Origin of the sequence: Bacillus sp. 105MF (assembly GCF_000374885.1) — a bacterium.
In the GTDB taxonomy this organism is placed as follows: domain Bacteria; phylum Bacillota; class Bacilli; order Bacillales; family Bacillaceae_G; genus Bacillus_A; species Bacillus_A pseudomycoides.
The window spans coordinates 1-18,890 of the sequence record NZ_KB895573.1; the positions used below are offsets into that span (position 1 = coordinate 1).

At 33.8% G+C, this 18,890-nt stretch carries 13 protein-coding genes and 2 pseudogenes; 3 read left to right on the plus strand and 12 right to left on the minus strand.

The window, feature by feature from the left end:
- The 3 genes and pseudogenes from C564_RS32055 to hblC form a co-directional block, all read right to left on the minus strand.
- Window positions 1-221 (minus strand): annotated as a pseudogene (locus C564_RS32055) (hemolysin); the annotation flags it as partial.
- A 37-nt stretch (window positions 222-258) separates the two neighbouring features.
- Complete coding sequence (gene hblD / locus C564_RS0113300) at window positions 259-1,479, minus strand: hemolysin BL lytic component L1 (protein WP_018765647.1); 1,221 nt, start codon at window positions 1,477-1,479, stop codon at window positions 259-261.
- Between the two features lie 70 nt (window positions 1,480-1,549).
- A complete protein-coding gene (hblC, locus tag C564_RS0113305; RefSeq protein ID WP_018765648.1) occupies window positions 1,550-2,869 on the minus strand; it encodes a hemolysin BL lytic component L2 in 1,320 nt (439 codons plus the stop codon).
- 730 nt (window positions 2,870-3,599) lie between these two features.
- Here hblC and C564_RS32060 point away from each other — a divergent pair.
- A pseudogene (locus tag C564_RS32060) lies at window positions 3,600-3,926 on the plus strand (zinc dependent phospholipase C family protein); the annotation flags it as partial.
- Window positions 3,927-4,364: 438 nt separating this feature from the next.
- On the opposite strand, the gene C564_RS38055 reads toward C564_RS32060, so the two are convergent.
- The 9 genes from C564_RS38055 to C564_RS0113360 all read right to left on the minus strand — a co-directional run bounded on the left by C564_RS38055 (window position 4,365) and on the right by C564_RS0113360 (window position 15,907).
- Window positions 4,365-4,493, minus strand: a complete 129-nt coding sequence (locus tag C564_RS38055; RefSeq protein ID WP_006095044.1) for a hypothetical protein — start codon at window positions 4,491-4,493, stop codon at window positions 4,365-4,367.
- A gap of 5 nt (window positions 4,494-4,498) precedes the next feature.
- Window positions 4,499-5,569, minus strand: a complete 1,071-nt coding sequence (locus C564_RS0113320; protein ID WP_018765650.1) for a Rap family tetratricopeptide repeat protein — start codon at window positions 5,567-5,569, stop codon at window positions 4,499-4,501.
- 200 nt (window positions 5,570-5,769) lie between these two features.
- Entirely contained in the window at window positions 5,770-7,473 is a 1,704-nt protein-coding gene (locus C564_RS0113325) for a M4 family metallopeptidase (RefSeq protein ID WP_018765651.1), read from the minus strand.
- Window positions 7,474-8,156: 683 nt separating this feature from the next.
- On the minus strand, window positions 8,157-10,253 hold the full coding sequence (locus C564_RS0113335) for a HelD family protein (RefSeq protein ID WP_018765653.1): 2,097 nt from the start codon (window positions 10,251-10,253) through the stop codon (window positions 8,157-8,159).
- 337 nt (window positions 10,254-10,590) lie between these two features.
- Window positions 10,591-11,577 carry an LLM class flavin-dependent oxidoreductase gene (locus tag C564_RS0113340; RefSeq protein WP_018765654.1) on the minus strand — a complete coding sequence of 329 codons (987 nt, stop codon included), beginning with the start codon at window positions 11,575-11,577 and terminating at the stop codon, window positions 10,591-10,593.
- 92 nt (window positions 11,578-11,669) lie between these two features.
- Window positions 11,670-11,957, minus strand: coding sequence for a hypothetical protein (locus C564_RS0113345; RefSeq protein WP_003197969.1), 288 nt, complete (start codon window positions 11,955-11,957; stop codon window positions 11,670-11,672).
- A gap of 467 nt (window positions 11,958-12,424) precedes the next feature.
- Window positions 12,425-12,802 (minus strand): gamma-glutamylcyclotransferase family protein, encoded by a 378-nt coding sequence (locus C564_RS0113350; protein WP_006095045.1) that lies wholly within the window; start codon window positions 12,800-12,802, stop codon window positions 12,425-12,427.
- A 23-nt stretch (window positions 12,803-12,825) separates the two neighbouring features.
- A complete protein-coding gene (gene recQ, locus C564_RS0113355) occupies window positions 12,826-14,943 on the minus strand; it encodes a DNA helicase RecQ (RefSeq protein WP_018765655.1) in 2,118 nt (705 codons plus the stop codon).
- 49 nt (window positions 14,944-14,992) lie between these two features.
- Window positions 14,993-15,907 (minus strand): LysR family transcriptional regulator, encoded by a 915-nt coding sequence (locus C564_RS0113360; RefSeq protein WP_018765656.1) that lies wholly within the window; start codon window positions 15,905-15,907, stop codon window positions 14,993-14,995.
- A 125-nt stretch (window positions 15,908-16,032) separates the two neighbouring features.
- Here C564_RS0113360 and C564_RS0113365 point away from each other — a divergent pair, with 125 nt between their 5' ends.
- A complete protein-coding gene (locus tag C564_RS0113365; protein WP_018765657.1) occupies window positions 16,033-17,295 on the plus strand; it encodes an APC family permease in 1,263 nt (420 codons plus the stop codon).
- 978 nt (window positions 17,296-18,273) lie between these two features.
- Window positions 18,274-18,636 (plus strand): hypothetical protein, encoded by a 363-nt coding sequence (locus tag C564_RS0113375; protein WP_018765659.1) that lies wholly within the window; start codon window positions 18,274-18,276, stop codon window positions 18,634-18,636.
- Window positions 18,637-18,890 lie beyond the last annotated feature (254 nt).

Genomic DNA, 18,890 nt, shown 5'->3' on the forward strand with positions numbered 1-18,890 from the left:
TTAATTAACATATAAGAATAGGCATTCATAGATTTTGCAAATAACCCAGCCTTTTGCAAGGTTTCTTTCATCTTCACTTCATTTGCTGAAAGAGACGTATCTCCATTGTTCGTTTGTTCAATTTCACTTGCAAAAGTTGCTACTGGTGAGACTACAGAAGTTGTTGTCATAGTTAAAAGCGCCGATGCAACGATTAATTTGTAAGGGATTTTATTTAGCATTTCGTATTCCTCCTAATATAGGTTTTGATTATAAGTTCTATTCTTGTTTAAAAGCGATGTCTTTCGAAATGAATTCTGCATCTTTATGAATATCACTCCAACTTTGTTTAGCAGCTTTTAAATCATCAAGTATTAAAGAGAATTTATGTTCTTGCATAGAGTCGATATTATCATGTAAATCTGTATAGTTGGCCCCCATTTTATTCCATTGTTGTTGGATGCTTGTTAGAGACAGTATTGCTTGATCCACTGTTTGATACAGATCTGTCAAAGTTGCTTTCGCGTTAGTAAGCGAAATAACTGCTTGGCTAGCAAGATCGGCTTTCGTACTTAATTCTCCGATTTTTTTAGAAATTTCGTTATAAGAGTTCATATGATTAGACGCCGTGACACCAGCTGCTGTTCCTAAACCGATACCAGCTGCACCGAGAGCCGAAAGTCCGCCAATAACGGCCGGTGTTGCTGTACCGCCAGTCACAACAATTACTACCGCTCCTGCAATAGCTCCAATAACTAAAATGGCTGCTCCCAATCCACCACCGATTGACCATGCTAATACATTGTTAAAATGCTCTGTCTGAGTAGAACGTAGCTTCTCAATTTCAGCTTGAATTTGTGGAATTAGGGCATTATTTCCGGCTAATAGTGCCGTTAATCCACCTTTCCCATCTGGGCCACCAACATTATTTTTAAACCCTATAGAATTGTCATACAGTTTTGCTTTAAAGTCTTGTAACATCTTAATTACTTCTGTAACTTCTTTTGAATTTGTATTAATTGTAGTGATTAAATCATTTATGCCCTCTTTTAACTCTGCTTTATCTTTCTTTTGTACAGCAGCTTCCAATATATCGTAATAATTTTTAAATTGTTCATCGTAATTTACAATATTACGTGCTGTTTTTTGAATCTTCGGCTTCGCTGTATCTAACCAATAATTCGCATTGATTCGTGACAGTTCCTGATTAAGGTGAATATTTTTAATTAATTCTGCTCCTTCTGAACCTAAATCAATATTGGATAAATTTACATTTGGTTGTTTAATCATTGTTTTTGCATACAAATCCATTACAAGAAGATTAGATCCTGTTCCAGCTAATGCTTTCTTCAGTCCTTCAGGCCCTAATTCATAATTCCCTACTTTTTGTTCTTGAGCGGTTTGTTCCTGGGCAAGTACATGAATAGTGTTACCGTTAGTAGCAGTTATAAATGTTGCTAGAGTGGCTACAGCTAACACTTTAAATGGAAGTTTTTTCATAACTATTCTCCTTCTCAGTTTTTTGATAGATTCTTATAATCTCTGTATTATTTTTATTAAATTCGAAATATTAAAACTTATAAACTTGTTCTTCAAGGTAACTTGTTACATTTTTTAATTGTCTTAATGTATCCTTTTGAGACTGCTGGTCAGTTGTATCAACATTAGTAGATAATTTTGTAATACTATTTTTGATTAGACCCAAATCTTCTTTATAGCGTTTTAATAGGTCAAGTTCTACATCTACTTGATTTGCAAATGTATGTAAATCATTTTGCATAATAAGAAGCATAGATTTTTGTAAATCTGCTACTGTTAGGTTCTTTGTTAAATCATAAAATTTTTGGTTTTGTGTCTCTAAATCTGCTAAATGTGCTCGCTGTTCTGCTGTTAGTTTATTTACTTCAGCGAAGGCACTATATGTTTTTTTAATTTTTTCAGGGTCAATAACTTTCGTAAGGTCATACTCTTTTGTCTTTGTAACTGCAGCTGCAGCTATTTCAGCTTGTTTGCTTTTCTCAATTGCTTCACGAGCTTCTTTTTTGGCAGCTTCAATCTCTAAAGCAGATTTACCTTTTTCTTTCGCTTCTTGCTCTGCTTTTTTCTCTGCTTCTAAAATAGATTTGTTAATTTCTTTTCCTTTGTTATACGCTGCCACCGCTGTTTGGGCAGCCGGTTCAATGATATCTTTTGAAAGATTATAGACTTCTTTGAATATAGTAAGTCCTTGTTCATTTAAAGCTCCCGGTAACAATGCTATTTGTTGTAAATCATTTTGAATTGATTTTTGGGTATCTTGTAATTCATTTTTTAGCTGGTCTATTTTCCCTGTTCCCTCTGAACTTAGTGCACCCTGTGCTTTTGTCACATCAGTATCGAGATCTTTAAGTTTATTATCAAGCTGTAATTTAAGATCTGTTAATTCATTAATCTGACGTTGTACGTTTTCTTGGTTTGTCATAGCTTTATCTTGAAGAACTTCAAGTCTATCCAAGAACCCTTCTTTATCTTCTTTATTGTCTACAAACTGTTTTAATGTTGGGTAATAGCTATTAAATTGAGTTACAAATCCTTTACTTTTTGAATTTAATAGAATTAATTTTGGATAAAGTTCCGATGACCATTCTGTCATATCTTTCTTGATTAGGGATTGGTTCGTATTTAAAGATGGAACTTCCTCTAGCTGTACATTAGGACTCATTAAAGCTTGATCTATATATGTTTGGATTAATTTAGATTGCGCACCTAATTTTCGTAATGATGAGGAAATATCCGTGTTCTCTTGTTGCGTTTCTGCCTTAACGATTGGCGTTGCGAGAGTATTGATAGGAATAGCTGCCCCAGTAACAATGGATGTTATTAAAAATCCTTTAATTATTTTATTTTTCATTCCGTACACCTCTTCACTATTGTCTTTTTACAATCTTATTCATATATCTTGAACGACCTAGCGCTAGACTCTCTCCTTGCACACGCTTGAGGAAGGAGAATTCTTTCGGATAGAGTGTTAAACTCTGGTTATTATTTACTTCTCATAGAATGTAAGGACCTTACTTCCCCCTCATTTAAACACTATGTTTTTAATAAGTAAACAATAAAATTCCATCATTTATATTTAATAATTCGGATATTTTATATTCATAATATAAAAAAATTATATTAAAAAAAGTTAAATCTTATTAATCACTTCACTAAGTGAAATAATTATACTATGATAATTAAACCTAAAATATAGTGATTTTCATTGATCTATATTAACCTCTTGCTAAAAAATGTTTTTAATATAATTTAATGGTACTTTATATGTAATTTTACTTTATTTGGAAATGCACAATTACATATAAATATAGTCATATCAACCATAAATAACTCATACTATTATTATCTTATGAATAGTAATTTGATTTTCCATAAACATTACAGGGGAAATTTTCTTCTAGGGGTTCAGCCGAGATACGTGTAAAAACGGGGCACAGTGATATAATATTTACCAATCTATTATTATTTAGGTTGTAATTAAAATGAACATTTTTGCTATAGACAGCAATATTAAGAAATAGATTATTAAAACAGTATTCCTATTACTTTATTATTTTATAAGATGGATCTAATTAACTTCCGATAACGATTTGAAAAATGCATTTTTCTATTTAGGATTATCACTTCATTATTTAGGAGATGTTAATCAGCCTATGCATGCAGCAAACTTTACTAATGTTTCGCTTCCAGTTGCCTTACACTCAAAATATGAAAACTTCGTCGATATTGTAAAAGACAATTATAAAGTAAAAGATGGAAATGGCTATTGGAACTGGAAAAGTGTAAATCCAGAAGATTGGGTCCACGCTTCTGCAGTTGGTGCAAAAGCTGATTTCCCATTAATTGTTCATGATAAGACGAAAGAGTTATTTATAGACGCCACTGTATCACAAGACGCTGCTGATAAAGTGAAACTTCAATCAGTGGGGATTTTCTCCATCCCCCACTGATTATTAGTTGAACGAATCGGGCTTTTACGGACAGTTTATCTCCCACCTAACTTCTTTAGAAAAGCGTAAGCGGCTCGCTCAGAATCGCAGGACGTTGGAGCCCCCGACAGAGAGGCGCTTTTTGCCTCGTCCGAGAGGGCGAAACGACCGGAGATTCTAGCCGCTAGAGCTGGACAATGCTTTCGCAGAATTTTGAGGCGGGAGTATTACTGCCCACAAATAGCGGAATAAACGGCGTGTTGAAGTAACACCGGTGACCGGAAAACGTTTAATGGAGGCGCAACGTATTACAGCTGGATATATCCACTTATAGTTTGATACGTATGTGAATCATAAATAATAAAATAATTGAAAAAAGAGAGTCCCTTTTCCCAAAAAGGCACTCTCTTTTTTCAATTAGATAGTTTCTCCATGATCTAAACAAAGTAGATTAGCTTTAGCTGATGGCTCTTCAATAGATTGATTAGCAACACCAAAAGATAAAATCCCTGTAAAAATCATTACAGTTAAAAGTACTTTTTTCATTATTTTTAGGCTCCCTTCTCCAAATCTTTTTTGTCAGCATCTAGGGCAATGTGAAAGAATCTACTGGCTTTTTCATCATTGCTTAGGTCATAGAATTTACTTCCGAGAATTGAAGCATATTCTTTTACATGACCCCATAGATTTTCTTTCTTGAAGTAATATATTCCTGTCATAATAACTTTCTCTATTTCCTCAATCTCTGCTCCCTTATTCAGTTCTCTTAAGATAGCAAAATGGCACTTATATTCTTTAAGTTTTGTAAGGTTATATCCTTGTTCAATTAGATCTGCAGCAAGAAAATTTTCTCCTAACTTATAGTATTCCCTAGCTAATAAAAACATAGTTTTAGGGTTATTTTTTAAAGAATCCTTTAAATACTTAATCGCTAGCTCTGAAAGGTTTTGATCAGCATATAATAATCCTAAATTATGTTTCACTTTAGCTATTAGTTGTTCTTCTCCATATTTTTCAAATATTCTAAGAGCTGAAATGAAATTTTCCTCAGCAATTTCATACAGCCTAAGTTTAGTACAAGCAAGTCCTATGGTGTTTTGACAGGAAGCAACTTTCATTTCATATCCTGTATGCTTCGAAAATACCTCTTTTGCCTTATTAGCATATTTAGCAGCCAACAACGGGTTTAAGGATTGATAATGGAATACTGCAAACATGTAATCAAATTCAGCCTTTTCTAATTCATCTGGAATAGTTGCTAAGAGTTTTTCAGCCTTCTCATATTGTTCTTTAGCTTCATTATGATTTCCAACTGAAATTGCATAAATAGCTTTGAAGAAATGATAATAATATTTCAAAAATGTTTCGGTTTGTTCTGGAAATGGAGCAATCTTTTCTAGACAGTCTTTAGAACCATCTATATCACAAACCAGTAAATTATATCTAAAGTTAAGTAGGGAATAATAGATAGAGATATTAGAGTCTTCTTCAATACTATGAATATTTCTATCAATCTCTTCTTTTAAGTGTTTAGCTTTTATTATATGTTGAGAAATAATTGCATTATACCAACTGCTTAATAATGTTATTATTTCTTCTTTTGCTATTATATGTGTATCCATAATATTCTTCATCCTATTATATTAATATTATAACAAAAAAATTTCCGACATTTTATTCTGTAAAAAGCTAGATAGTACCTAAGGTACTATCTAGCTTTCCATAATGTTGTCGAAACAATAGCAGAACCTGGCCTACCCTCTTGCTTATACAACCATTATGTGTTGAGTCCATCAATACGGATAAGAACTATATTTCTTACTTACTTAATTTTTGCTGCATCAAAAGCTTTTTGAACTGCTTGAACCTCAGTTGAGTTCGCCCCATATTTATTTGCTGCAACTCGAAGGCATGCCGATCTCAATTCGGAGAAACCAGAAGTCATGTTTAATTCATCAGTGTTTGCATAATGGAAAATATCAAACATTTTATCCTCACCAATACCTTTTACAGTTACACCGTTATGAGTGCCACCTTTTGCAATTAAATACGCAACTTTATTAATAATACTTGAGTTGAAATGAACACCTCCATTATCCCATCCATTAAAATCGTTAAATTCACTATAATCATCTGGATACGGTACTCCAGTTGAAGAAGGAACTGAAGATGGATTTGCCATATCACGGAAAACTGATCCAGTTTGTTCTCCCATTGTCCAGTTAAATTTCCCCTTGTTTATATATTTCTCAATAGCTGTTCCCATAATATCAGATAACGCCTCGTTAATCGCACCAGATTCTCCAGAATATTCAAGATTAGATTCGCTAGATGTAACCGCATGTGTAAATTCATGTCCTGCTACGTCAAATGCCTTTACAATAGGATCTCCATATACAAGCATGCTACCATTATTAGCACTTAATGCGTTCTGCCAATTCTTCGGATCATTTGTATCTTCAGAATCCCAGGCATGTACAACTGAAACTACTTTTTGTCCCTTATTATCAAAACTATTACGCTTGTATTTATCTTTATAAAAATCATATACCTTTGTTGCTAAGAAATGAGCACTTACCGCTTTTGGATCATTAAATGTTGTTGAAGTGCTAGTTGCTAGTGTACCAGGGTAATAGCTTTCCTCTTTAGTAATATCTCTGTAATTCACATCATACGTTTCAATTCCTTGCCCTCTAGTGTAATCAGCAAGTGCATATTTCCCATTACTTTGTTTAGAAATACCAAATGTACGAGATATACCTAAATCATCTTTTCCTGTTCCAGTTAATGATGTAAGATTGCTTTTTCTACTTTCCTTTAAGGCTCCAACAAGCTTTTCACTTGCTTTTAAATCTGATTCTTGTACCATATTTTTTAACATATCACCATTATGAGCATTCACTAAATAGGTTCCAGATACATAGTTTGGTGTTGCAGCAGCAAATGTAACTTGGTATGCATTGCTGGCTTGTCCATTATTTTCATCAACAAAAATAACTTCCTTTACTTCTGGCTCAGAAATAAACTTGATATCATTGCCGTACTTCGTATAAATATATTGTTTCGCTTCTTCTTGTGATAGATTAATAGGCTTCTTTAAATCTTCTTGTTTTAAATTTTGTGCGCTATCTCCTGAAACACTTTTAATAACACCCTTTTTATCTACGTGTGCAGTCAATTGATGCCCATATACTTCTTTTCCCTCATATGTTTGTTGCATACGCACAAGTGTAGTTCCATCATAAGAACCACGCTTTTGAAGAACCTTATAATCTACTCCCGTTTCTCCATTAACTTGTTTTGGAGACAAAGCTTGCTCTGTCTTCTCCTTAAGAGCATCTTTCACTACATTTTCTGGTGCCTTTTGTGATGGTCGTGTAAGTTCACCTGTACGAAACGAATCCTCTTGCATTTGAACTTGTAATTGATCTGTTTCCTCTGCATGACCTAGTCCATATGGTGTTACAGTTGTTAAAGCTAATCCTGTTGTTAATGCAACTGTAGCTAATGTTTTTTTATTTTTCATGTTTTTCACCTCGTATAATTTTCTGAAATATTAAACTTGTAAAAAGTATACTGTCTATTCTTGTCAAAAAAAAGAGAAAATGCCGAATTTATGTAACATTATGCAAAATTACATAATTTAATGTCGATAATCCGTTATTTAAATCCAATTATTCTAGAAAAAATTAATGTTTATAATGAATGGGATATTTTAGAGGAAAATGGTTGAAGAAGGTAATTCTTTTAGTAGCCGGTTACGTGGGCCAAGAATATATATTCGAGGAGAGAAATTATACTTCATACAGTGTTTTTATCTCTTTTTTACTTTATATGATGGCAGAATGGATTGTGGAGGAAACAAATCAGGAATCGTATTTCATCAGAGTTTATACATGAAGAGATCAAAGTTTTTACTCAAGACATACTAAAAACTGCTCCTATTAAGAAGTTTAGGCTGTGGAGAAAGTCTTCTCCACAGCCTATGTTTGTTCCTGAACCGCTTAAAAAAAATATTCACTATAGGAGATAGCACTCATAGCCGTTAAGTTAAGAAATTCATTATTCTCTAAAACTAAAAAATACGCTGCATTCTCAAAAGAACTAACTGTAGAGAAAGAAAATTTTCGTTTTGGGGGTATTTAATTTCGTTAGGTTGATGACGATGGGGTGCTACCCCATTACTTGAAAATCCTCTTGAAACATCTATTATTTACTTTCATAAAACTCTTCTTGTATTCCTTGAATTAAAGGTGATGCTTCCCCAGAATAGAAAATCCGTAAATCATGGAGAGATCTCGTGCAGCCAACGTATAATAGTTTCGCATCATGCTTTGTACCTTTATAATGTACTTCATCAACATCGATAAGAAGTACCGCATCAAATTCTAGCCCTTTTGCTAAATACACAGGTACAACTGAAATACCACCCTCATATTTACTTTGGTTTGCTTCGATGACGTTAGCAGTGATTCCTGTAGCTGTTAACTTTTCATATATATCACGACATTCATCATCTGTTCTTCCTATAACAGCAATCGTCTTCACATTTTCACTCTGCATATGTTGTAGAGTCTTTACAATTGCGGCAAATTGATTGTCCGTAGAAATAACCTTTACTTTCTCACCACTACGGAAAACAGGGGTTGCGAGCCCTACTGGAATTTCAGCATTTTTAATGACTTCATTTGCAAATTCAATAATTTCTTTTGTAGAACGATAACTCCTCGTCAGTTCATAATAACCGGTTTCTTGAAATACTTCTTTAAAGTCATTCCAGTCTTCAATCCCTTGATAATCATATATTGCTTGCGATAAATCACCTAAAATCGTAAACGAGTTACCCATTGTAATTTCTTTTAATATATAAATTTGGAATGGTGAAAAATCTTGTGCTTCATCTATAACAACATGGTGGAATTTTTGCCCGATTTCGATACCTGCTAATCGATGGTGAATATGAATAAGAGGTGCTAAATCTTCTACATACACTTCTTTTTTACGACAATTTTTTTCTGTTTCCTGAACAAGTTCTTCAGGTAAAACTTCCAATATTTCTTTTTGCTTCATCATCGAACTATAAAATGATAACGGGCTCATTTTAGGCCAAAATTTCATATAGGCATTTAATCTCTTTGTAGCTTCTTTTTTTAATGCTTTTTTCTCATTTGTTCCTTCAAACTTTTTAAGTTCAATCTCAATCCAGCGCTTTATTCGGCCGACTAATCTTTCTCTACGCTTCCTTAATGGATAGTGCTTATATTCCACTTGCATCCATTTTCTAATTTCTTCCACTGTAATAGATGCTTTATCCCATGCCTCAAAATCTTTTGTTGGTAATAAATTCTTTTCAAATTGAACAATATTTTCTTCAATAAATGACTTAAATTTCATCGTTCCTTTTAATTTACCGAGCATAACCTTTTTATCATCGCGATTTATCGAAAAAGCTTCTTTCAACTTTTCGTCAGTATCTTTCAATTTCACCGCATCATCTAATGTATTTAGCGCCCAATCTTGAAATGTTGTTTGCCTAATATTTCCTACACCAAGTTCAGGAAGTACACTAGAAATATAATCTAAAAACAAACTATTTGGAGCAAATACAATCATTCTCTCTGCCTCTAGCTGCTCGCGATATTCATAAATTAAAAAAGCAAGGCGATGTAAAGCGATTGTTGTTTTTCCGCTTCCTGCAACCCCTTGAATTAATAATGGCATGTTTTTCTCTGCACGAATAATGTCATTTTGTTCAGATTGTATCGTCGAAACGATATCTTTTAATTTATTATCCTTGTTTTCACCTAATCGATATAGAAGGAAATCATCTGCAAGAGATACATCTTCACTTCCTTTTACATATGTATCAACAACACGTTCCAGTTCTCTTTTGCGAATAGCAATGTTCCTTTTTAAATACACATCGCCCTCTACTAAGCCATCTGGTGAATGATAAAAAGCCGGTTCTTCACCACCAGTAAACGAATAAAACATACTAGCAACAGGTGCGCGCCAGTCAATAACAATTGGTTTCATCGTTTCTTCATCAGAAACACCTACTTTACCAATATAAATCGGGTTTGGTTCTGGCTGTCCATCCTCCTGAAAATCTAATCGCCCAAAGTATGGTTCTTGCACACCAATACGTAGGTTTTGCCGATTTGACTCCCTCATACTTTCAAGTATTTGTTCTTTAAAATCCTCACCATAGTAAACTGGAATTTTTTCCAATTTGTCTAGTTGTTCATCCATTGTAGCTAAAGTTTTTTTCATCCGCTGGAATTCTTCTTCAAATATAGTACTCATAATGCTGATTCCCTCCTGTCCGTTCAAATTTTTCAGTCGAGATACAATTGTATAAAAAATACATTTATAAAGTCAATAGTTCGAGCTGGAATTTTCTAAAATATAAGAATACAAGAAAAAATCCCGCCTTTTTTCACTATTCATTATTTAATTTTTTCTTTTATACGATAAACATTCGTACAAAAATGTTCATTGATAAAATAGATAAAGGCATAAATAAAATCCCATCGCCATCAAATATGAAATTTATATGCTAAATTCACTTATTAAGCTATTAATTCCCAGTCGGAGTAAATAAAACCATCTTTTTTGAAGTGTAATTGGTCCTATCAATTTTTCACTTACATGCTGGAATTACATACTTGCCAAATAAGTCTAAGGATGAAAGCACTTTATGATGTTCCAATCCACCAAAACTCATTACTGCCATAAAATTCGTAACACCTATTTTCCTGTAGGACTGAATTTGTTTAATAACTTCATCAGGACTTCCTATTACTGGATTGAATTTATGTTTAAGGTCTTCATATGAGATATTCGTCCCACGCGGAGTATTCATAAATAGTTGATAAGGATCTTTTGCATTGGATTCAGCATCTACATATGTTTCACCAACATGAACATGAAATGCAACAGGGATTTCTAACTGGTCTGGATTACCGTATCCTGATTTCAGATACATATTTTTGTACGTATCAATCAGCTTTGCTAATTCATCCCGTGATTTACTAAACCCAAGACCCATGAAATTGCTTCCCATACTAGCAACATGACTAACACCTTTTTCACTAGAGGTTGCAATCCAGTGAGGCGGAAACGGAGCTTGTATTGGCTGGACACTAAGTTTAAGATCATTGTATTGAAAAAACTTTCCTTGATGGGAAAAAGGCTTACCTGACCACGCCTTACGTAACACTTCTAGAGACTCGTTAAAACGCTCAGTTTTGTCCTCCAATGAAATATTATAACCATCAAATTCCTTCTGTGCATATCCACTACCTAACCCCAAATCTAATCTTCCGTTTGATAAAAGATCAACCATCGCATAATCTTCAGCAACTCGTATAGGGTTGTGTAATGGAAGTACTGAAACACCCACACCAAGGCGAATTCTATTCGTCCTTTGAGATACCGCAGCGAGCAGAACTGCTGGAGAGGGATTAATACCAAAATCTGAGAAATGATGTTCTGTAAACCATACTCCGTCAAAATTCATTTCTTCAGCCCGAATGGCTTGCTCCAATACCTCATTATAGAATTGTCTAGAAGTTCGGGATAATTGATCGGGGTAATTGTCAAATATTGTTAATGTACTAAATTTCATTTCATATCGCTCCTGATAATTTTATTTAGCTTCTTTATTTCACGGATTGTTTTCAAGAAATCTAGATGATAATGTACTTAAAAATAATCACTCTAATTTTCCGAATCATTCCACCTACGGCTGATTTCTAAACCATAATCCATATCATAAACTTCTTTTATAGCTTTAACCTTTTCAAGACTCTCTTGGCTAAATACAGGTTTGTTTTCAAAAGCATGAAGAACTATTCTTTCAAGAAGAACGCCTAGTGAAATATCATGATACTCTGCCATCGCTTTCAAAACTTTTACCATTCTTTTTTCCATTCTAATTCCAGTTTGTACACGTTCAACTTTAATTTTTTGATCTTTTCCACTCATTTTTTCATTATGTTGTTTCATAATTACACACCCTTCTCGCTAAAAAAACAATGTTTTGTTACCTATATAACAATGTACTATTATAATAGTGTCGCATGTTTTGTCAATTGTGTCATTATATTATCGATTTAACATAATGGAGTCTCGCCCCATCACTATCAAGATAATATAAAGTGAAACTTTAATCAGTGGGGGTTGTCTTCATCCCCCACTGATTATTAGTTGAACGAATCGGGCTTTTACGGGCAGTTGATCCCCCACCTAACTTCTTTGCTTTCGCTGAATTTTGAGGTGGGGGTCTTACTGCCCGTTAATGCGGGATAAATTTCTATCCACATAATGAAAAAAACGCTATTCTTTTTGTAGAAATATACAGAAAGAATGGCGTTTTTGATATAAATTTATCGATTTCTGATGAACTAGAATTGGTTTCTAAAGAATTGCAACGATGCATGTATACGGGATAATTCCTTACTTCCCTTATCGATTCAATTTCGATAACTCGCCCAATCACCAGTAATTATTAGTCTCTGTAACATCCCGTCATTTTGTGCAATATAGACATATGCCCCTATACTTCTATCCCCAAAATAGATGGTCTGTGTAATCCGATCATATAAATCTTTTTCTGGATTACCTGTATATTCTTCAAGTTCATCTAATTTTTTTAAAATCTCATCACTTACTTCATATACTTCTCCATATACCTTATTATCACTCGAAAGAATCATTGCAGGATAACCTTCATTTGTATCAAATAGTTTCCCATGAGTCCATGCTTCTTCAGCTATACATGTTGCCCCATGTAAATAATGGGCATTTGCTTGTTGTTTTCTTAAAGTGCCATAAACAAAAACATAGTGCATTTCCCTGTCCCCTTAATACTTCTCTATTTTCTTATTTGTAAATAAGCACGAATCATAAAGTAACTCACTTCATCTGGAAGTTGTTCTTTAATAGATTTTAATCCGCCTTCTGCATGTTGTACTGCTGATTCAATAAGAGATTCGTATTCTGCTGGAACGAAACTTGGCCAATCTACTTCCATACCTTCTTCATAACAACGAATTAAGTGGTTTTCGACAGTTTGGCGTGATAGGTCTCGTTCTTTGGCAATTGTACTTAACTCGGTTCCCTGTTTATACATTTCATACGTTTCTAAGTGAGAATTTGCTGATGCTTTTCCAGATTTTTTTCGTTCCGTAACAACTTCTGTTTTCATCGTTTCAGCGTAATCTGGGTTTTGTTCCATAAAATGAATAACTGCTTGTAAGAAGTGAGAACCATACTTCGCAAGTTTATGCTCCCCAATCCCGTTTACTTGTAGTAACTCATTTTCACTTTGTGGCATTTTCGCACACATATCTTTTAACGTTTGATCAGAGAAAATAACAAACGGTGGTACGCCTTCTCCTTGTGCAATTTCTTTCCGCACTTCACGTAATATCTCAAACAGTGGATGGCCCCCTACAATCTGTCTTGTTTCTACTCTTTCTTTCCGTAACACATTTTCATTTCCGAGTAATACTTCTTTCCCTTTGGCTGTTACTTTTAAGGTTGGATACGTCCCGTGTTCCACCGCAATTAATTCTTCTGAAATTAAAAACTCGATAAACTCACTTACTTCTTTTACGCTACGGTTCGATAAAAGACCGTAAGTTGGTAATATACGGAAATTAAATTCAATTACTTTTTTATTTTTTGATCCCGTTAATACTTGTGCAATCATTTGCTTTCCAAATCGCTGATTTGTTCGAATCATACACGATAAGACCATTTGTGATTCTCTCGTAACGTCGACGCTCTCACGTTCATCCGTACAATTCCCGCAGCGTCCACAATCTTCTTTCGGCTCTTCTCCAAAGTACTCTAGAATAAATGATTGTAAACATTGTTCTGTATGGCAGTAATCTGTCATATGTTGCAGTTTTTCAAGTTCATTTGAGAAACGTGATTCCCCAGTAGATTGATCAATTAAAAAACGCTGCACTTGTACATCCTGAGAAGAATATAACAAAATACATTCACTATCTAACCCATCACGACCAGCACGTCCTGCTTCTTGATAATAACTTTCCATATTTTTCGGGAGTTGATAATGAATCACATAACGAATGTTTGATTTATCTATCCCCATACCAAATGCAGATGTCGCTACCATAACACTCACTTCATCACGTAAAAATCGCTCTTGCTGTTCATTTCGATCATGATCATTCATTCCAGCATGATAACGTGCAACTGAAACGCCTGCTTTATATAAATCTTCATACAACTGATCAACAACTTTTCTTGTCGCTGCATAAATAATTCCAGATTCCTTTTTATTTTGACGAATATAATCCGCTAAATATGCATTTCGGTCCTGTCCTTTGATTACCGAGAACGATAAATTTTCCCGTTCAAACGTTGTCATAATTGTATTCTTTTGATCAATTTCTAGCGCACGACAAATATCTTCACGCACTTGCGGTGTTGCAGTCGCAGTTAACGCAAGTACAAGTGGTTTTTCTGGAAGATAGTCCAATATACGATGTATATGTAAATAACTTGGACGGAAATCATGTCCCCACTGCGAAATACAGTGAGCTTCGTCAATTGCGATCATCGGTATCTTCATATCAATTAATTGATCTACAAATTCCATTGAATCAAGACGCTCCGGCGCCACATATAACAACTTATAATGACCTTGTTTCGCTAATTGGATTCGTTGATTTGCTTCTGTAATTGAAATAGAACTATTAATATATGTAGCTGAAATCCCGTTTTGTACTAATGTATCTACTTGATCTTTCATAAGTGAGATCAAAGGTGAGATAACTAATGTCGTCCCCTCAAATACTAGTGCTGGAATTTGATAACAAATTGATTTGCCACCGCCTGTTGGCATAATACAAACTGTATCTTTTCCAGCCAATACATTTTTAATTGTTTCATCCTGCCCTCTACGGAATGACGAGTAGCCAAAATAGGAAGCTAAAAGTTCTTGTGCTTTTGTAAACAAAAAAGATTCACCTGCTTTTCTTAGTCTTTCATCTATTAATATTATATCATTAGTTAAAAGTTACTGTACTCTCTACTTCTCTCCATCCCTTCGCATGCTTACGAATAATCATTAAAAACTCATGTAAAGCTGGAGAAAACCATTTATTTTTATGATATACAAGTTGTGTTGCAAACTTTGCTTCATTTAAAATAACAGCTTGTAGTTTCTTGTCTTTCTGCTCTTGCCCAACCGTAATAATTGGTAATAAAGAAATTCCTAATCCGCACATGACACATTGCTTTATCGCCTCAATGCTCCAAAATTCAAATGTACTTTCATGCTGAATGCCTTGTCTTTGTAAATAATGCTCAAAAAATGCTCGATAACTGCAACCACGTTCCGTATACAAAAACGTTTCCTCTTGAGAAAATTGGACATCTTGCGAATCTGTTTGTGTCACAGTGTAATCTTTTGGAAAAACAAATGCCATTTGCTCCATGACAAGTTGCTCAATATGTAAATCCTCTTCCTGACGCTCAGTGTCTAAGAGGAAAGCAATATCTATATTTCCACTCTTTAAATCATTTCTCAATTCCCGACACGTTGAAGCTTTTAATGTAATTTTTACTTTTGGATACTTCTTTTTATATTCATGAAGAATAGAGGGCAAGCGGTAAATTGTTAATGATTCTGGGGCACCAATTACAATTTTTCCAGTAATCTCATTATCCACACTTGGGATTTGTTTTGCTTTCTCAGACAAAGCAATCATTTCATTTGCATAAGGCAGTAGATGCTTTCCTACATCTGTTAACACCATTTTTTTCCCTAATCGATTGAATAAAGGCTGTCCCATTTCTTGTTCAATTGCTTGAATATGCCCTGTTACAGTAGATTGTGCATATCCTAAATAGTCGGCTGCCCGTGTATATCCTCCTAACTCAACAATTGTTTTAAATGTTTTTAAATGCCGAATCTCCATCTCAATCTCTCCATTCTAACATCGCAATTTCCGATTAATAACTTCATATATATCTATTTTACTGATAGATAAACTCGAATTACAATAGAAGAAACACAATTTTTCAAAAGGAGATGTATACATATATGAGAAAGAAAAAATTAGGACCAGTACTGCTCAGCGGTTTAATTATTGGTCCAATTTTAGGGTCTGGGATTATTTTACTTCCTCCACTGATCTACAAAACAACTGGAGATTATGCCATTATCGCTTGGCTACTTATTATGGGAATTGGTTTTCTATTCGCTTCCTTATTTGGTAAGTTAAGTATTCTCTTCCCTAGTGAATCTGGGGTTGCACATGCGGTAGATCAAGCTTTTGGACCTTCTATGAAGCAATTAACTTCTATTTTCTTTATCATAGCAGGTTGTCTAGGACCTACAGCTGTTCTTATGACAGCCAGTCAATATATAGCGGCTTTATTTTCAAACTTTAAAGTTCCATTAGAGGGAATTGGTTTTCTTTTAATGTGCCTTTGTGTATTGATTTTATTATTAGATATATCATCTATTGGAAAAATATCATTTGTATTTTCAACAGCTGCAACCGTTCTTTTATTGAGCGGTGGAATTCGTTCTATCCCTCATTTTCGATCGGAACAGCTAGTTCAAACATCTTTTTCTTTTGGAGATTTTGGATATAGTATTTTATTGCTCTTTTGGGCTTTAGTAGGTTGGGAGATTATTGGGAATTACAGTATGGATGTCAAAAATCGAAAAAAAACCATCCCACAAGCAATTACGATAAGCACACTTACTGTAACGGTTGTTTGTCTTGTCGTGGCAGGCGCCACACAATGGATTGTAATTCCTAGTTCACATCAAGAAGACTTACGAATAACAGCCATATTAGCTACTTTATTTGGAGAGTTTGCTGTTCCTCTTATCGCTTTTATTACTACTGTTCTTTGCATGAGTACATATTTATTAGTTGTTGGCGGGGTCTCGCGTCTTATCGCTTCCGAAGCAAAATATATAAAGAAATTATATACACTTTCCTATCGTACGAAATCGAATGTATCAATCTATTCTTTACTTTTCTTAATCGGCGTACATACCATTGTATTTATCTGTCTTCATAACGATTTCATTACAGTAGAACAAATTGTAGCCATTGCAAATGCTTTCTTTATCTGTAATGCCATTTGTGGAATCTTTGCAGCATATAAATTATTACCAGGTCTCTTTAACAAAATTCTTTCTTTAAGTTTGATTGTCTGTTTTCTTATCATTCTCTCTTTCTCTTCCATCTGGATTTTAATAAGTATTGGAATACTAGTTGGTTTCTATGGGTTACAGTACTTCAAAAACAGACCAAATACTTATGAAAAGGAAATTTCAATACGATAATGAAAAGAAAAGATTCTCATTTAAACTATTTCTCACACAAATTACAGATTCATTCCCATAATATATCCGCATCAAACTAAGGGAGGTTTATTTATGAAACGCAACAATAATCTAATTGTTTTTCGCTCTTCGAATAAACAACTCAAGGTTTCTAATCGTGATGCTTGGAAATATGAATCTCTTTATAAATATAGAACTTTATTCTCGTATAGGAAGATTTTCACAGCTCTTTTCAATCTCTTTTTCAAGAATACAAAACGTTAATATCTTTCATATAAAGTTTCTCAACATATAACCTATGGACTTCATTCATTACAATTGATAACGTTTAATTAATCTGTTGGATTAAAGCCCCTTCTTACGACCTGCTTCTTACTTGCAGGTCTTTTTTATTCCTTCATTACTCTATGAATTGAACACAAGCGTAAAAATTCGACATATATATGGCTACCGTAAATGTCTGCTTAAAATTTTTTCTCAATACACAAAACCCTTTCCATTTGTTACGATAAAAGTACTCCAGATGGGTTATTGCTCATCAACATTATCTAGTTAAAGGGACCTGCTGCGGGAAGTAGGTCTCTTTGACTTTGTCTGAAAGGTTTCTTATAGCCCCCATACTAGACATTCATTTGGACACATTTACCAGGTTTCTTTCCAAGAAATTCATGCTAAGATTACTTTGTCGAGTTCGACATTCTCGACAATACCCTTATGAATCCCTGCAATTTCCCTTGCAGGGATTCATTTCTTTTATATTCACTTTTAATAACATCTACTTCAACTAAATTCCCTATAATTTACTCAAGAATATTTTCTTTAAAATTCTGCATAAATCCAACTCTATAATATTTTTTATCTTCTAGAAATCCCTTAATAATATTTACAGTAATCTTTTACCATTTGCCTTACCACTTTACATTTAACATGTATCGATATATTTTATTAATATCTTTTTTATTTGTAGGAGGAAACGTATTGATTAATGCACTAGGTCTCGCTTTTATTCTTTCTAATAAACCTGAAAAGAAGAAAAAAGTTTATCTTAATGATAGATTTGCACTAATAGACATTATTGAATCTAAAGATGTATATGATTCTGAAGGTAACCCACTAGTAGAGCTAACATGTAAATATAGTATTTATTTGGATGAAAAATACTATTGTAAATCTCTCGAAGACTACACTGGACAAGTATTTCCTTTCCTAAGTACAAAAATTGGCAAAGGTCTTGTTAGAAATTTAAATTATTATTTTTCATATGTTGATGTATACGATAAAAAACCACCAGTTAAAGAAATAAGAAACCTTATGAAGCAAGTAATAAACTATAACGTTTAGTATGTTCTAAATGGAAATTCTCTTAAAAATAGAAGCACCCGATTTGGGTGCTTTCCACTTATATTCTTTTGTTTTGGTTGTTGTACTAAAGACTGACAATATCTACATAACATAACTACCTCTCCCATTAACCCATTCCATGTTCAGCTATATGCACTGGGAAATTAACATCTTTTACATCAACAAAAAATGGATCGCCCATTAACTCCTCATCTAGCTTTTTTCCTTATAAGTCTATATTTCTAACGATACAT

Excerpts from the sequence above, each read along its gene's own strand:
- hblD (WP_018765647.1), bottom strand. The coding sequence starts at position 1,479 with ATGAAAAAACTTCCATTTAAAGTGTTAGCTGTAGCCACTCTAGCAACA.
- C564_RS0113325 (WP_018765651.1), bottom strand. The coding sequence starts at position 7,473 with ATGAAAAATAAAAAAACATTAGCTACAGTTGCATTAACAACAGGATTA.
- C564_RS0113345 (WP_003197969.1), bottom strand. The coding sequence starts at position 11,957 with ATGAAACAACATAATGAAAAAATGAGTGGAAAAGATCAAAAAATTAAA.
- C564_RS0113335 (WP_018765653.1), bottom strand. The coding sequence starts at position 10,253 with ATGAGTACTATATTTGAAGAAGAATTCCAGCGGATGAAAAAAACTTTA.
- C564_RS0113340 (WP_018765654.1), bottom strand. The coding sequence starts at position 11,577 with ATGAAATTTAGTACATTAACAATATTTGACAATTACCCCGATCAATTA.
- C564_RS0113350 (WP_006095045.1), bottom strand. The coding sequence starts at position 12,802 with ATGCACTATGTTTTTGTTTATGGCACTTTAAGAAAACAACAAGCAAAT.
- C564_RS38055 (WP_006095044.1), bottom strand. The coding sequence starts at position 4,493 with ATGAAAAAAGTACTTTTAACTGTAATGATTTTTACAGGGATTTTATCT.
- C564_RS0113360 (WP_018765656.1), bottom strand. The coding sequence starts at position 15,907 with ATGGAGATTCGGCATTTAAAAACATTTAAAACAATTGTTGAGTTAGGA.
- hblC (WP_018765648.1), bottom strand. The coding sequence starts at position 2,869 with ATGAAAAATAAAATAATTAAAGGATTTTTAATAACATCCATTGTTACT.
- C564_RS0113320 (WP_018765650.1), bottom strand. The coding sequence starts at position 5,569 with ATGGATACACATATAATAGCAAAAGAAGAAATAATAACATTATTAAGC.
- C564_RS0113365 (WP_018765657.1), top strand. The coding sequence starts at position 16,033 with ATGAGAAAGAAAAAATTAGGACCAGTACTGCTCAGCGGTTTAATTATT.